Raw genomic sequence first — 15,225 nt, 5'->3', positions numbered from 1 at the left:
CCATCATGTATGCATATGACGAACTCGACCGCACGCTGATCAACGAGCGTGTTTCGGAATTCCGCGACCAGGTGAAACGCCGCCTTTCCGGCGAGCTCACCGAGGACGAATTCAAGATCCTGCGCTTGCAGAACGGCGTGTACCTGCAGCTGCACGCCTACATGTTCCGCGTCGCGATCCCCTACGGCACGCTGTCGTCGAAGCAGCTGCGCCGGCTCGCCCATGTGGCGCGCCGCTACGATCGCGGCTACGGCCACTTCACCACGCGGCAGAACATCCAGTTCAACTGGATCAAGCTCGCCGAGCTGCCCGACGCGCTGGCCGATCTTGCGGAAGTCGGCATCCATGCGATGCAGACCTCCGGCAACAACATGCGCAACGTCACCTCGGACCAGTGGGCCGGCGTCGCGCCCGGCGAGATCGAGGATCCGCGCATCTGGTCGGAGATCCTGCGCCAGCACACCACGCTGCATCCGGAATTCTCGTTCCTGCCGCGCAAGTTCAAGATCGCGATCACCGCCTCCGAGCACGACCGCGCCGCGATCAAGATCCACGACATCGGGTTGCGGCTGCACAAGAACGCCGACGGCGAGACCGGTTTCGAGGTGCTGGTCGGCGGCGGCCTCGGCCGCACGCCGTTCATCGCCAAGACCATCAAGTCGTTCGTGCACGGCCGCGACATCCTGAGCTATGTCGAGGCGATCCTGCGCGTCTACAACCAGTACGGTCGCCGCGACAACATCTACAAGGCGCGCATCAAGATCCTGGTGCACGAGCTCGGCATCGAGAAGTTCGCCAAGGAAGTCGAGGAGGAGTGGAAGGCGATGGGCGATGTCGGGCTGACGCTCGATCATGCCGCCATCGAGGAGGTCCGCTCGCGCTTCTCCTATCCGCCCTACGAGAAGCTGCCGCACATGCCGGACGAGCTGAAGCAGGCCGCGCATGATCCGCTGTTCGAGCGCTGGCGCAAGAACTCGGTCGCGCCGCACAAGGTGCAGGGTTATTCGATCGTGACGCTGTCGCTGAAGCCGGTCGGTGGCCCTCCGGGCGATGCCACCGCGGAGCAGATGGACGCGGTCGCCGATCTCGCCGACAAATATTCGTTCGGCGAGATCCGTGTCGGCCACGAGCAGAACCTCGCGCTGCCGCACGTCGCCAAGCGCGACCTGCCGCAGCTGTTCAAGGCGCTCGATCGCCTCGGCCTCGCGACGCCGAACGTCAACCTCGTCACCGACATCATCGCTTGCCCCGGGCTGGATTACTGCTCGCTGGCCAATGCGCGCTCGATCCCGATCGCGCAGGAGCTGACGCGGCGTTTCGCCAACCACGACACCGCCGACCTGATCGGCCGGCTGCACATCAACATCTCCGGCTGCATCAATGCCTGCGGCCATCACCATGTCGGCCACATCGGCATTCTCGGCGTCGAGAAGAACGGCGAGGAATTCTACCAGATCACGGTCGGCGGCCGCGCCGACGAGAACGCGCAGTTGGGCACGCTGATCGGCCCGGCCGTTCCCTATGCGGAAGTCGCCGATGTGATCGAAGACATTGTCGAAGCCTATCTCGCGCTGCGCGACCGTCCCGAGGAATTGTTCGTCGATACGGTGAAGCGTCTGGGCGTCGAGCCTATCAGGGAGCGGGTCTATGCCACTCGTTAAGCAGGGAAGAATCACCACCGATCTGTTCGTGCATGTCGCCGACGGCGCCGAGCTGCCGGGCGACGGCGCGGTTTTGGTGAGCGCCGAGCGCTTTCTCGCCGATCCGGAGGCGCTGCTGCGCCGTCCCGGCAAGCTAGGGGTGATCTGGCCGAACAACCGCAATCTCGACGATCTCGTGCCGCATCTCGATCGGCTGGCCTCGGTCGCGCTGGTGTTTCCGACCTTCCGCGACGGCCGCGCCTACAGCCAGGCGCGCCTGCTGCGCGAGCGTTACGGCTATGACGGCGAGCTGCGCGCCACCGGCCAGATCCTGCGCGACCAGTTCGTGTTCATGACGCGCGCCGGCTTCGACGCCTTCGAAGTGAAGAAGGATGCCGATGCCGACGCGTTCGCCGCGACCATGAAGCGCTATTCGGTGTTCTACCAGCCGACCGGCGACGGCCGCGTCACCGCACTCAACCGCCGCATGCAGCTGCGGCACTCGGAGAGCGCCGGCCAGTGAGCACGCTTGCACCAGAGCTCGCAGTGGCGCCGGCCGCATTGCCCGCGGCCGATGCGCTCGATCGCGCGCTGCGCACGGCCTCGCCCGCCGAGGTGATCGCGGCCGCGGTCAGGACGCTCGGCCGCGAGAAGGTGGCGCTGGTGTCGTCGTTCGGTACTGAATCCGCCGCGCTGCTCAAGGTGATGGCGGATGTCGATCCGGCGATCCCGGTCGTGTTTCTCGATACCGGCTGGCTGTTCGAGGAGACGCTGGCTTATCGCGACACGCTGATCAAAACGCTCGGCCTCACCGACGTGCGCTCGATCAAGCCCGATGAGGAAGCGCTGTCGCGCCAGGATCCGGACCGCGAGCTGTGGTTCACCGATCCCGACGCCTGCTGCCGCATCCGCAAGGTCGAGCCGCTGGCGCGTGCGCTGAAGCCGTTCGCCGGCTGGATCAACGGCCGCAAGCGTTTCCAGGGCGGGGCGCGCGCTGACATCCCGGTTGTCGAGGATGACGGCGTCAGGCTGAAATTCAATCCGTTCGCCAATGTCTCGCGCGAGGAGATCGAGGCGATCTACACGCTCGGCAGACTGCCGCCGCATCCACTTGTCGCATCGGGATATCAGTCGGTCGGGTGTATGCCTTGCAGCAGCCGGTCCGCTGCCGGCGAGGATGCGCGCGACGGCCGGTGGCGCGGCCGGGCCAAGACGGAATGCGGCATCCATACGATGAAGATGTCATAGGGCATGGAGCAGGGCGCTCGATCGCGATGACGGTTCATCGCGATTTGGCGACGCGACAAAGCCTTCGCAGTGCGGCGACTTCGTAGCACAAGCGCGCTGCGCCGCCGAAAACAAAGAAAACCGGTTTCGTTGACTTAAGACCACTTCGCCGTGAGTTATGTCTTGCGTGTTCCCTGACATTTCTCAGGTTGAATGGAGACAGAAATGATCCGTCGTATCCTGCCGCTGGTCGCGGGACTGTTGTGGGCGAGCTCGGCTTTTGCGGCCGACTATTCGCTGCTGAACGTGTCGTACGATCCGACGCGCGAGCTCTATATCGATTTCAACAAGGCGTTCGCCGCGGCCTACCAGAAGGAAACCGGCAAGAGCGTCGAGATCAAGCAGTCGCATGGCGGCTCCGGCTCGCAGGCGCGCTCGGTGATCGACGGATTGCAGGCCGATGTCGTCACGCTGGCGCTCGCCTATGACATCGATGCGATCGCGGGCAAGGGCCTGATCGCCGCCGACTGGCAGAAGCGGCTGCCGCTCAACGCCTCGCCCTACACCTCGACCATCGTGTTCCTGGTGCGCAAGGGCAATCCCAAGGGCATCAAGGATTGGGACGATTTGATCAAGCCCGGCGTCAGCGTCATCACGCCGAACCCGAAGACCTCGGGCGGCGCGCGCTGGAATTATCTCGCCGCCTGGGGCTATGCGCAGAAGAAGTTCGGATCAGTCGACAAGGCGAAGAAATTCGTCGCCGACCTCTATCAGAACGTGCCGGTGCTCGACACCGGCGCGCGCGGCTCGACCGTCACCTTCGTCGAGCGCGGCGTCGGCGACGTGCTGCTGGCGTGGGAGAACGAAGCTTTTCTGGCGCTGCGCGAATTCGGCGCGGACAAGTTCGAGATCGTGGCCCCGCCCCAGTCGATTCTCGCCGAGCCGCCGGTCGCCGTGGTCGACAAGGTCGCCGACAAGAAGGGCACCCGCGCCGTGGCCGAGGCCTATCTGAAGTACTGGTACACCAAGGAAGGCCAGGAGATCGCCGCGCGCAACTCCTACCGGCCGCGCGATCCCGAGATCGCCAAGGAGTACGAAAAATCCTTCGCCAAGGTTGAACTTTTCACCATCGACGACGTTTTCGGTGGTTGGACCAAGGCCCAGAAGGAGCACTTCGCCGAGGGCGGCATCTTCGATCAGATCTACAAGAACTGATCGGATTATCAGGGGGATATGTGAGCACAGCGGTTGCACGGCGCAGTACCCTGCCGGGGTTCGGTCTCACCATGGGACTGACCCTGACATGGCTCTCCGTCATCATCCTGATTCCGCTGGCCGCGCTGTTCCTCAAGACGTTCGAGCTCAGCCTCGACCAGTTCTGGGGCATCATCACCAGCCGCCGCACCCTGAACGCCCTGAAGGTTTCGTTTGGGCTTTCGTTTGCGGCCGCCTGCGTCAACCTGGTGATGGGCACCATCATCGTCTGGGCGCTGGTGCGCTACCGTTTTCCGGGCCGGCGGCTGTTCGATGCCATCGTCGATATTCCCTTTGCCTTGCCGACGGCGGTCGCTGGCGTTGCGCTGACGCAGCTGTTCGCCCAGAAGGGCTGGCTCGGCGCGCCGCTCGCCGAGCTCGGCATCAAGGTCGCGTTCACGCCGATCGGCATCTTCATCGCGATGATCTTCATCGGCATTCCGTTCGTGGTGCGCACGGTGCAGCCGGTGCTGATCGATCTCGATCCCGAGATCGAGGAGGCGGCGGCGAGCCTGGGCGCCAATCGCTGGCACACGGTGTTTCGCGTCATCCTGCCGAGTTTGATTCCGGCGCTGCTCACCGGCTTCGCGCTGGCCTTTGCCCGCGCCATCGGTGAATACGGCTCGGTGATCTTCATCGCGGGCAATCTGCCCAATGTCTCCGAGATCGCGCCGCTGTTGATCGTGATCCGGCTGTCCGAATTCCGCTATGCCGATGCCACCGCGATCGCGGTCGTGATGCTGGTGGCCTCGTTCCTGATCATCTTCCTGATCAACCGGCTGCAGCGCTGGGCGCAAGCCCGCATCCCCGTGCATTGAGGTCTCAAAGATGTCGATGCAGACGGGATTGGTGACCTCGACCACGCAACTGCGGACCTACGCACCCGCGACCGATGTCAGCGTGGCGGCGCCGGCGCCGCGGCTCGAGATCGCGCGCGCGGAGCCGGGGACGGCGCAGCGCAATCTGCGCACCGAGCCCGGCCCGGTCCGCTTCATCATCATCGCGCTGGCGATCGCCTTCCTCAGCATCTTCGTCGTGCTGCCGCTGGTCGTGGTGTTTGCGTCGGCCTTCTCGAAGGGGATCGGCGCGTATCTCGCGGCGCTGGCGGAGCCCGAGGCGCTCGCCGCCATCAAGCTGACGCTGTTGATCGCCGCGATCTCGGTCACGCTCAATCTCGTGTTCGGCGTGATCGCGGCCTGGGCGATCTCGAAGTTCGAGTTCACCGGCAAGACCTTCCTGATCACGCTGATCGACCTGCCGTTCTCGGTCTCGCCGGTGATTTCGGGCCTGGTCTTCGTGCTGCTGTTCGGCGCGCAGGGCTATTTCGGGCCGTGGCTGCAGGCGCATAACGTCCACATCCTGTTCGCGGTGCCCGGCATCGCGCTGGCGACGATCTTCGTCACTTTCCCCTTCGTGGCGCGCGCGCTGATCCCGCTGATGCAGGAGCAGGGCACCCAGGAAGAGGAGGCGGCGATCTCGCTCGGCGCCTCCGGCCTGCAGACCTTCTTCCGCGTCACGCTGCCCAACATCAAATGGGGCCTGCTGTACGGCGTCCTGCTCTGCAACGCGCGCGCGATGGGCGAGTTCGGCGCGGTGTCGGTCGTCTCCGGCCACATCCGCGGCGAGACCAACACGATGCCGCTCTTGGTCGAAATTCTCTACAACGAATACCAGTTCGTCGCCTCGTTCGCGATCGCGTCGCTGCTCGCGATGCTGGCGCTGATCACCCTGGTGGCGAAGACCGTTCTCGAGCGGCGGCTCGACGAGGCAGAGGTGCCCAATGGCGATTGAAGTCAGGAATATCGTAAAGACGTTCGGCAGCTTTGCCGCGCTCGACAATGTCGATCTCAAGGTCGCCGACGGCGAGTTGCTGGCCCTGCTCGGCCCGTCCGGTTCCGGCAAGACGACGCTGCTGCGCATCATCGCGGGCCTGGACTGGCCTGACTCGGGCGAGGTCGCGATCGACGGCGAGAATGCGCTCTCGCGCGGCGCCAGCGAGCGTCAGGTCGGCTTCGTGTTCCAGCACTACGCGCTGTTCCGCCACATGACGGTGTTCGAGAACGTCGCCTTCGGCCTGCGCGTGCAGCCGCGCGCGATCCGCAAGGACGAGGCGACGATCCGCGCCCGCGTCAAGAACCTGCTCGACCTGGTGCAGCTCGATTGGCTGGCCAACCGCTATCCCAGCCAATTGTCCGGCGGCCAGCGCCAGCGCATTGCGCTGGCGCGCGCGCTCGCGATCGAGCCGCGGATCCTGTTGCTCGACGAGCCGTTCGGCGCGCTCGATGCCAAGGTGCGCAAGGAGCTCAGGCAATGGCTGCGCTCGCTGCACAACGAGATCCACGTCACCTCGATCTTCGTCACCCATGACCAGGAAGAAGCGCTCGAAGTCGCCAACCGCGTCGTGGTGATGGACAAGGGCAAGATCGAGCAGGTCGGTTCGCCCGGCGAGGTCTATGACAATCCGGCGACCGCCTTCGTGCACGGCTTCATCGGCGAATCCATCGTGCTGCCGGTCGACGTCGCCGGCGATGCGGTGCGGCTGGACGGCCGTCCCCTGAACATTCCGGCTTTGGGCGCGGCGTCGGGCGCGGCAAAACTGTTCGTCCGCCGCCACGACATGGCGGTCGGCCCGGCTGGTACCGGCGCCCTGGAAGGCGCCATCCGACATGTCCGTTCGTTCGGTCCGATCCAGCGCGCCGAGGTGGCCCTGTCGGGGAGCGAGGGCAAGACCGTGATCGAGATCGACGCCCCCCGCGATCGCGAGCTCCAGGCCGGCGAAATCGTCTCCCTGCAGCCCCGGCGCTACCGGATCTTTGCCGCCCAGGAGTAGGGGCCGTAGCCCCTGCGTGAAGTGCCCGTAGCCCGGATGAAGCCCCAACGGGTCGCGCGAACGCACGCCAGATGGCTTCATCCGGGCTACGGGGCCCGGGGGTCGGTGGCCTTTGATGGCCAAAAGTTAGCCCCTGTTCACCATTCAGCCACGGTTGGTATGCAACAACGGCGGGCCAACCTTGGGGGTTTTCAAAAGTGAAACGGACGACGGTCGCCCTGTTCGGGCTTCTGGTGCTTGCCGGCTGCGCCGCCGACACCAAACTCCCGGAAGAACCGGCCATGTATCTCAACATGGCACAGCCCGGCGCGGTGCTGGACAGCCAGGCCGCCGCGATCATGTTCTCGCAGTACCGCCAGAACAATGGTCTTGGTACCGTGGTGGTGGATCCGGACCTGACCAAGCTCGCCGAGCAGCAATCGCAGGCGATGGCCGCCCGCAACAAGATGGACCACGACGTGAAGGCCCCGCTTGGCAAGCGGCTGCAGGCCGGGGGGTATCCAGCGACGGTGGCGGTCGAGAACATCTCGGCCGGCTATCACACGCTTGCCGAAGCCTTTTCGGGCTGGCGCGATTCACCGCCGCACAAGGCCAACATGCTGAAGGGCGGTGTCACAAAAATGGGCATCGCGGCGGTCTATGCTCCCAACACCAAGTACAAGGTGTTCTGGACGCTCATTTTGGCGGCAACCTGATCTCGATAAATTCCGCGTGATCTGGAGCATGATCCGGAAAAGTGTGAGGCGGTTTTCCGGGAAGATCATGCTCAAACAAAGAGCCCCGCATCTCGTTGATTGACGCCGCGGCGAACAGCCGCCACGGTGCGGCTCAAGTCATTTCCTGACCCAACGGTTACGAATGGATACTTCGGATTCCGCGCCGGCCTCGACGCCCGCGCAAGCGCAGCGCGTGCTGGTTCTTCAGGGCGGCGGCGCGCTCGGCTCCTATCAGGCCGGCGCCTTTCAGGCACTCTGTCACGCAGGCTTCGAGCCGGAATGGATCGCCGGCATCTCGATCGGCGCCATCAACGCCGCGATCATCGCCGGCAACGAGCCGGCCAAGCGCGTGCCGCGGCTGAAGGAATTCTGGGAGATAGTGTCGGCGCCGGTGCCGTGGAATCCGGTCTCCAACCATGAGCGCGCCCGCTCGCTGTTCAACGAGACCAGCGCCGCCATTATCGCAACCTTCGGCGTGCCTGGCTTCTTCACGCCGCGGATTCCGCCGGCACCGCTGTGGCCGCCCGGCAGCTCGCAATCGCTGAGCTACTACGACACCGCGCCGCTGAAGAAGACGCTGGAGCGCCTGGTCGATTTCGACCGCATCAACGATCTGAAGACGCGCCTGTCGGTCGGCGCGGTCAGCGTCACCTCGGGCAATTTCCGCTATTTCGACAATTACGAGTTCAGGAAGCTCGGCAAGAAGATAGGCCCCGAGCACATCATGGCCTCGGGCGCGCTGCCGCCGGGCTTTCCCGCCGTCGTCATCGAGGGCGAGCATTACTGGGACGGCGGCATCGCCTCCAACACTCCGCTCGACTTCGTGCTCGACGAGGAGATCAGCCGCGATCTCCTGATCTTCCAGGTCGATCTGTTCAGCGCGCGCGGGCCGTTGCCGGAGACGCTGCTGGAGGCCGCCGAGCGCGAGAAGGACATCCGCTATTCCAGCCGGACGCGGATGAACACCGACAAGAACAGGCAGATCCACAACGCCCGCATGGCGGTGCGCGACCTGATCGGCAAGCTGCCCGATTACCTGAAGAACGATCCGTCGGTCGAACTGCTGCGCAAGGCGTCCAAGGAGAACACCGTCACGGTGGTTCACCTGATCTACAAGAGCAAGAATTACGAGAGCTCCTCGAAGGACTACGACTTCTCCCACGTTGCGATGGTCGAGCACTGGGGCGCGGGCGTCCGCGACGTGCATTTGTCGATGCGTCACAAAGAATGGCTAGAACGGCCGCAGTCCGGGGAGACCATGGTGACTTACGACCTCACGGGGGATGAACCCACACCCCCTGAATCGAAGCCCCCTGCAAGCAGATAGGAGCGAAGAACAATGGGTACGTTGACAGGCAAGACCGCCGTGGTGACCGGCTCGACCAGCGGCATCGGATTGGCTTATGCGCGCGCCTTCGCCGGCGCCGGCGCCAATATCGTGCTCAACGGCATGGGCGTGCCGGCCGACATCGAGAAGGAGCGTTCCGGCATCGAGACCGACTTCAAGGTCAAGGCCGTGCATTCGCCGGCCGACATGACCAAGCCGGCCGAGATCGCCGACATGATCGCGCTCGGCGAAAAGACCTTCGGCTCGGTCGACATCCTCGTCAACAATGCCGGCATACAGTTCGTGTCGCCGATCGAGGAATTCCCGCCGGAGAAGTGGGAAGCGATCATCGCGATCAACCTGTCGTCGGCGTTCTACGGCATCCGCGCCGCGGTGCCCGGCATGAAGAAGCGCGGCTGGGGTCGCATCATCAACACGGCTTCCGCACACTCGCTGGTCGCTTCGCCCTTCAAGTCGGCCTATGTCTCGGCCAAGCACGGCATTGCCGGTCTCACCAAGACGGTGGCGCTGGAACTCGCGCAGCACAAGATCACCTGCAACTGCATCAGCCCGGGCTACGTCTGGACCCCGCTGGTCGAGCACCAGATCCCTGAGACCATGAAGGCGCGCAACATGACCAAGGAGCAGGTCATCAAGGACGTGCTGCTCGCCGCGCAGCCGACCAAGGAGTTCGTCACCTCCGATCAGGTCGCAGCGCTTGCGCTGTTCCTGTGCAGCGACGATGCTGCGCAGATCACCGGCTCCAACTACTCGATCGACGGCGGCTGGACCGCGGAGTAATTTTCCGGCGCGATTTGGCGGCCTCAGAACAAGCCGGCCCTGATTGGATCAGGGCCGGCTTTTGTTTTGAGGCTGCGATCGTCGCCAGCGCCTGGAGCCATCCCTTTTTCGGCGAGATTTCGCAACTTTTTCCGATCGGATTCAGGACGATTTGGCACGCCATGAGATGATGGCATGGGCATTCGTAGCGAGGAGCAAATCGGATGGAGCAGCGGCAGCCAGATGACGAGGTGATGGGCAAATCGCATTCCGAGCTTCGGCCCGCCTCCCAGCTACGGCTCAAGGGTCAGGTGGTCCTCGCCGGGAGCGCCGGTTACGACGAGGCGCGCAGGGTCTGGAACGGTGCCGTCGACAGGCGGCCGGCCATGATCGCCTACTGTGCGGATACCCGGGACGTGGTCGAGGCGGTGACGTTCGCGAGGTCCCGCACGTTCCCGGTGGCCGTTCGCAGCGGAGGCCACAACGTCGCCGGCCTCTCGGTCTGTGACGGCGGCATCGTCATCGACCTGTCGCGGATGAAGCGCATCGACGTCGATCCGGTCCGACGCACCGCGCGCGCGGAGGCCGGCCTCGATCTCGGCGAATTCGATCGTGCCACGCAGGCGCACGGCCTCGCGACCACCATGGGCGTCAACAGCGACACCGGCATCGCCGGGCTCACGCTTGGCGGCGGCTTCGGCAAGCTCGGGCGAAAATTCGGATTGACCTGCGACAACCTGATTGCCGCCGAAGTGGTGACAGCCGAGGGACAGGTCCTAAGGGCCAGCGCGACCGAACACCCCGACCTGCTCTGGGGCTTGAAAGGCGGCGGCGGCAATTTCGGCATCGTAACTGCGTTCGAATACCGGTTGCATCCGATCGGCACGTCGTTGCCGGTCGCGTCGACGCTTTATCTTTACGATCGGGCGCGCGAGGCCATGCAGTTCTACGATGAATTCGCGCGAAACGCTGCCGATGAGGTCAACGTCGATGCGGCCCTTGTGACGCTGCCGTCGGGCGACCGGTTCTTCAACATCTCCGGTTGCTACGTCGGCTCGCATCGTGACGGCGAGCGCGCCCTTTCGCCGATCGTCAAGTTCGGCTCGCCCCTCGAGACGCGCCTCGCAACCGTCCCCTATCTCGAGATTCAGTCGGGTGGCGATGCCCTGTTTCCGCGGGGACGTCGCTATTACTGGAAGGCGCAGTTCCTGCGCGAAATCGGTGCGGGCGCGATCGACGCGCTGCTCGACGCCTATGCGAGAGCCCCCAACACCTCGTCCTTGCTGGTCCTCCAGCATGTCGGCGGCGCAATTGCACGGGTTCCGGTATCGAACTCGCCTTACGCAAACCGCGATGCGGCGTTCGACTGCTTTCCGGTCGCGATCTGGGACGATCCGGCCGGTGACGAGGCGAACATGCGTTGGGCGCGCGAGCTGTGGAGTGCCGTCAGGCCCTATTCGACCGGCGGCGTCTATGCCAACAACCTGGGGGATGAGGGCGAAGACCGGGTGCGTGACGCCTATGGCGAAAATTACGCACGTCTTGTCGCGCTCAAGAACAAATACGATCCGACGAATTTCTTCCGCCTGAACCAGAATATCAAGCCGACAACATAGTTCAGGGCATCGGAGAAAATCCAAATGCGAAGCCGCTGGACCATTCTTGCCGCTCTGTTCGTCGCTCGTGCCACCATCGCCTTTCAGTTTCAGAGCGTCGCGGCCATCGCGCCGCAGCTCAGCCAGGGTCTGGGCGCGAGCCTGGCCGATATCGGCGTCCTGATCGGGCTCTACTTTGCGCCGGGCGCCTTGCTTGCCTTGCCTGGCGGCGCGATCGGCCGCCGCTATGGCGACAAGGTGGTGGTCCTTGCCGGTCTCCTGATGATGCTGGTGGGCGAATTGCTGATGACCACGTCGACGTCGTGGAGCGTGCAGATCGCGGGCCGACTGACTGCCGGCATCGGCGGCGTCCTCCTGAACGTTCTGATGACCAAGATGGTCGCGGACTGGTTTGCCGGCCGGGAAATCGCCACCGCGATGGCCATTTTCATCAACTCGTGGCCGGCCGGCATCGCAGTCGCTCTCATGCTGTTGCCGGCAATCGGAGCCACGCTCGGCCTCCATGCCGTCAATCTTGCCGTCGCCGGGGTGATCCTGATCGGTCTTGGCCTCATTGCTCTGGTTTATCGCGCGCCGGATGCGGCGGTCGCGGTTGAAGGGGAGCGCAGCAGCCTGACCGCCGACACGATCTGCGCCGTGATTGCCGCCGGCCTGATCTGGTGTCTCTACAACATCGGTTTTGCGATGATCTTCAGTTTCGGTCCGTCGATGCTTGTCGAGCAGGGCTGGTCGGGCGCCGCAGCCGGATCAACCATCAGTATCGTGCTCTGGCTCGCCGCCCTTTCGGTGCCGTTGGGCGGCTTCCTCGCCGATCGGACGAGGCGCGGCGAGGTGATCCTGGTCACGGGCTGCATCGCCTTCGCGCTCCTGACACTGCTCCTGTCGCGCAGCGGCACGGTGTTTCCCGTCGTCATTGCTCTTGGAATCCTCTGCGGCCTGCCTGCCGGTCCAATCATGAGCCTGCCTGCGCGTGTGCTCGAGCAGAAGACGCGGCCGATCGGAATGGGAATATTTTATACCGTCTTCTACGCCGGCATGCTGGCCGGACCTGCGATCGGAGGAAAGCTCTCCACCTCGGTCGGCTCCGCCAGCGCGGCGCTCGACTTCGGCGCCGCCGTGCTCCTGGCTTGCCCGGCCGTGCTGTGGTTCTTCCGCCGCATGGTTGCCGGCCACCATTGGCAGCAGGCAGACATCAGGCGCGCCTGACAGGCGCAAGGCTGAACGCGGTCAGGCAGGTTTTCCAGTCCGGCGGCGGGCATGCCATCGCATTATGCCGCGCCCGGCGGAATGCTATGACGCCGGCCGCCGCCTGCCGAACGCCAGCACGTGCAGCCCGAGGCGTGAGCGCACCACATAGAACAAGAGGATCGTCTCGAAGGTCAGCGACAGCGAGGTCGAGGCGGCGGCGCCCATGCCGCCGTAGCGGGGGACGAGGGCGATGCAGAGCCCGACATTCATCAGGAACGACACCGCATAGGCCGTGGCGCAGATGCTCTGGTGGCCGAGCATGTTCAACAGCCGCTCGACCGGCCCGATCGCCGAGCGCACCACAAGCCCGATCGCGGCGACGAACATGATGCTGTAGCCGTCGACGAATTTCGGGCCGAACAGCCACAGCAGCGGCTTGCCGAACGCCAGCAGGGCGACGGTCGCGAGCAGCGAGGGCCAGAACGTCCAGCTGATGGCGTGTGCGACATACGCCGACAGGCGGTCCTTGTCGCCGATCGCGTTGTATTCGGCGAAGCGGTGCGCCGTCGTCGCCGCCATCGCGTAGTGCACGAACGACACCAGCGCCAGCGTCTTCACCACGGCGAAATAGATGCCGACCTCCTCGGGCGAGCGGAACTGCTGCAGCATCAGCACGTCGGTGTAGCCGAGCAGGAGATAGAAGCTCTCGACCAGCATGATCGGCAGCGAGATCGCGAACCAGCCCTTGACGTCGTAGCTCTTCTCGCCCACGCCGAGATGGGCGGTGAGGCGGCGGTTGAGCACGACCATCTGGCCGATCGCCGCGATGTACACCGCGGCGGCGCTCGCGATCATCGCCGCGGTGGCGCCGAGATTGAGGCCGAGCGCCAGCGCGCCGGCGGTCAGCGCGATGATCAGCCCCTGCCGCACGATGAACTGCGGCATCAGGCCGAGCTGCATCCAGTCATGTGCGCGGGAGATGCCGTCCTGGGTGTTGGCGACGACGAAGGGCGGCAAGGTCAGGCAGCCGATGTAGAGCGGCACCACCGCGTTGGGGTCGATCCAGGGCGAGGCGAGGTGGATCAGGCCGGCGAGCAGCAGCGCGACCATGCTGGACGTCGCCAGCACCACCCAGCGGCCGCCGGAGAGGAACCCACGCAGCGCCGCGAGGTCGCCACGCGCGCGGTATTCCGGAATGATCTTCTGCGCGGAGGGCGCGATGCCGAAATCCATGGTGCTGCCGAGCAGCAGCACCCAGGTCCAGACATAGACATAGATGCCGTAGTCCGAGCCGCTCATCCAGCGCGCCAGCAGGATCTGCGCGAGATAGGCGATCGCGGCGCTGATGACGCGGATGGCGAAGATCATGCCGGCGAGGCGCTTGGTGACCGACGCCTCCTTGGTGCCGCCGAGAGCGCGCGCGGCGAGGTCACGCAGGCGTGCGACCCGGCCCAATGGCGCTGAGGTTGCGGATTGTGTCTCCATCACAGCCAAGGCGGAAAATTCCTAAAGCGCCGCACGGCGGCAATGGCCCCGATCTATCAACGAAACGTTAAGATTGGGTTCGGCGAGGCGTGTTCCCATCTTGCGTCATCCCGGCGAAAGCCGGGATCCATAACCACGGGGAACAGTTGGTGCGCACAGCCTGATACCCAGCGCGCCTCAAACTGCCGCCGCGGAGAGTGTGGGTCCCGGCCCCCGTGCGCAATGGCGCACTCGGCCGGGACGACGACGGGATACGCTGAAGCGCCGACCGACAGCTAGTTCAAATTGATATTGAATTCGTAGCTTTTGTCGCCGCCGACCAGCGTCAGCTTCAGCGCGGCGCCGTCGGCCTTGGCGCCGGGCGGCAGGCCGTCGAGCTCGAAAGAGAAGCGCTTCACGCCCGGCGGCGCGTGTTCGACGAGCTTGGGCACCGGCAGCGCCCAGTCGGGCGTCGGCCCCTCGACGAACAGGCTGAGGTCGCGGCTCTCGGGCGCGCTGACATCGACCAGCACGTTGTTCTTGCCGTCGCGCTTGACGTCGCGGATCGAAAACGGGATGGGGTCGCCGATATTGGCGGGCTTCGGCACCGCATTGAGCGCTTCCGACAGCGCGGTGTCCTCGGTCGATGCGACGCTCGCGAATGCCAGCTCGGCCTTCGCCTCCACCGGGACGCACAGCTTCTCGCACACCGCGTAGTTGATGTCGGCGCGCAGCACCAGCGGCTTGTCGGGATTCTTCGCCACGATGCGCAGCGGCAGCACCACCTGGTGCTTGTAGCCGAGCGAGGTGCCGCCGGCGCCGTCGTCGAATTGCCGCGGCGCCGGCCACATCACGGTAACCGCCTCGACGTTATCCGACCTGGAGAAATCGAACCGGGGCGGCACGCCGGAATCGCCAGGCGTCCGCCAATAGGTCTTCCAGCCGTCCTGCAACTGGAACGCAATGCCGCCGAGCAGCACCGCGCCGCTGCGCGATCCGGCGAGCAGCCGCACCGCCGAATGCGTGTCCTGTTGCCACGGCGAGGCGTCGTCGGCGCGCACCTCCGTTGCCATACATGCGACGGAAAACAGGGCGGCAACGCCAAATGCGGCCCGCAAGGGAACTATGACGATCATGAGACGTCTTTACCCGCAACTTTCGGTGCAAACCATTGAATTGCTTG

14 protein-coding genes are annotated in these 15,225 nt (G+C 64.8%); 12 read left to right on the top strand and 2 right to left on the bottom strand.

What is annotated here, in order from left to right:
* Positions 1 to 5 precede the first annotated feature (5 nt).
* From JEY66_RS38760 to JEY66_RS38705, 12 genes are all read left to right on the top strand, one after another.
* Positions 6 to 1,661, top strand: a complete 1,656-nt coding sequence (locus JEY66_RS38760) for a nitrite/sulfite reductase (protein ID WP_016845213.1) — start codon at positions 6 to 8, stop codon at positions 1,659 to 1,661.
* The gene (locus JEY66_RS38755) at positions 1,648 to 2,163 is read left to right on the top strand and encodes a DUF934 domain-containing protein (RefSeq protein WP_016845212.1); all 516 of its coding nucleotides are present in this window, start codon (positions 1,648 to 1,650) and stop codon (positions 2,161 to 2,163) included. Before JEY66_RS38760 ends, JEY66_RS38755 begins: the two co-directional genes overlap by 14 nt.
* A complete protein-coding gene (locus tag JEY66_RS38750; protein ID WP_026192185.1) occupies positions 2,160 to 2,888 on the top strand; it encodes a phosphoadenylyl-sulfate reductase in 729 nt (242 codons plus the stop codon). Before JEY66_RS38755 ends, JEY66_RS38750 begins: the two co-directional genes overlap by 4 nt.
* A gap of 204 nt (positions 2,889 to 3,092) precedes the next feature.
* Positions 3,093 to 4,082 (top strand): sulfate ABC transporter substrate-binding protein, encoded by a 990-nt coding sequence (locus JEY66_RS38745; protein ID WP_018269624.1) that lies wholly within the window; start codon positions 3,093 to 3,095, stop codon positions 4,080 to 4,082.
* 50 nt (positions 4,083 to 4,132) lie between these two features.
* Positions 4,133 to 4,939: a sulfate ABC transporter permease subunit CysT gene (gene cysT, locus JEY66_RS38740; RefSeq protein WP_026192186.1), complete on the top strand. Its 807-nt coding sequence runs from the start codon at positions 4,133 to 4,135 to the stop codon at positions 4,937 to 4,939.
* A gap of 10 nt (positions 4,940 to 4,949) precedes the next feature.
* The gene (gene cysW / locus JEY66_RS38735) at positions 4,950 to 5,912 is read left to right on the top strand and encodes a sulfate ABC transporter permease subunit CysW (protein ID WP_018269625.1); all 963 of its coding nucleotides are present in this window, start codon (positions 4,950 to 4,952) and stop codon (positions 5,910 to 5,912) included.
* Complete coding sequence (locus tag JEY66_RS38730; RefSeq protein WP_018269626.1) at positions 5,902 to 6,951, top strand: sulfate/molybdate ABC transporter ATP-binding protein; 1,050 nt, start codon at positions 5,902 to 5,904, stop codon at positions 6,949 to 6,951. Before cysW ends, JEY66_RS38730 begins: the two co-directional genes overlap by 11 nt.
* 197 nt (positions 6,952 to 7,148) lie before the next feature.
* On the top strand, positions 7,149 to 7,646 hold the full coding sequence (locus JEY66_RS38725) for a CAP domain-containing protein (RefSeq protein ID WP_016845206.1): 498 nt from the start codon (positions 7,149 to 7,151) through the stop codon (positions 7,644 to 7,646).
* A gap of 163 nt (positions 7,647 to 7,809) precedes the next feature.
* A complete protein-coding gene (locus tag JEY66_RS38720) occupies positions 7,810 to 8,994 on the top strand; it encodes a DUF3734 domain-containing protein (protein ID WP_016845205.1) in 1,185 nt (394 codons plus the stop codon).
* A gap of 12 nt (positions 8,995 to 9,006) precedes the next feature.
* Positions 9,007 to 9,795: a 3-hydroxybutyrate dehydrogenase gene (locus JEY66_RS38715; protein WP_016845204.1), complete on the top strand. Its 789-nt coding sequence runs from the start codon at positions 9,007 to 9,009 to the stop codon at positions 9,793 to 9,795.
* A gap of 203 nt (positions 9,796 to 9,998) precedes the next feature.
* Positions 9,999 to 11,390, top strand: a complete 1,392-nt coding sequence (locus JEY66_RS38710; RefSeq protein WP_018269627.1) for an FAD-binding oxidoreductase — start codon at positions 9,999 to 10,001, stop codon at positions 11,388 to 11,390.
* A gap of 24 nt (positions 11,391 to 11,414) precedes the next feature.
* Positions 11,415 to 12,596, top strand: a complete 1,182-nt coding sequence (locus JEY66_RS38705) for an MFS transporter (RefSeq protein WP_018269628.1) — start codon at positions 11,415 to 11,417, stop codon at positions 12,594 to 12,596.
* A gap of 84 nt (positions 12,597 to 12,680) precedes the next feature.
* Here the strand turns inward: JEY66_RS38705 and JEY66_RS38700 are convergent, their stop codons facing one another.
* A complete protein-coding gene (locus tag JEY66_RS38700; RefSeq protein ID WP_026192188.1) occupies positions 12,681 to 14,072 on the bottom strand; it encodes an oligosaccharide flippase family protein in 1,392 nt (463 codons plus the stop codon).
* 266 nt (positions 14,073 to 14,338) lie between these two features.
* A complete protein-coding gene (locus JEY66_RS38695) occupies positions 14,339 to 15,178 on the bottom strand; it encodes a protein-disulfide reductase DsbD domain-containing protein (RefSeq protein WP_026192189.1) in 840 nt (279 codons plus the stop codon).
* Positions 15,179 to 15,225: the final 47 nt, after the last annotated feature.

This window comes from Bradyrhizobium elkanii USDA 76, assembly GCF_023278185.1.
Classification (GTDB): Bacteria; Pseudomonadota; Alphaproteobacteria; order Rhizobiales; family Xanthobacteraceae; genus Bradyrhizobium; species Bradyrhizobium elkanii.
The sequence above is the reverse complement of the archived record's forward strand: the minus strand, read 5'-3'. Positions and strand labels throughout refer to the sequence as shown.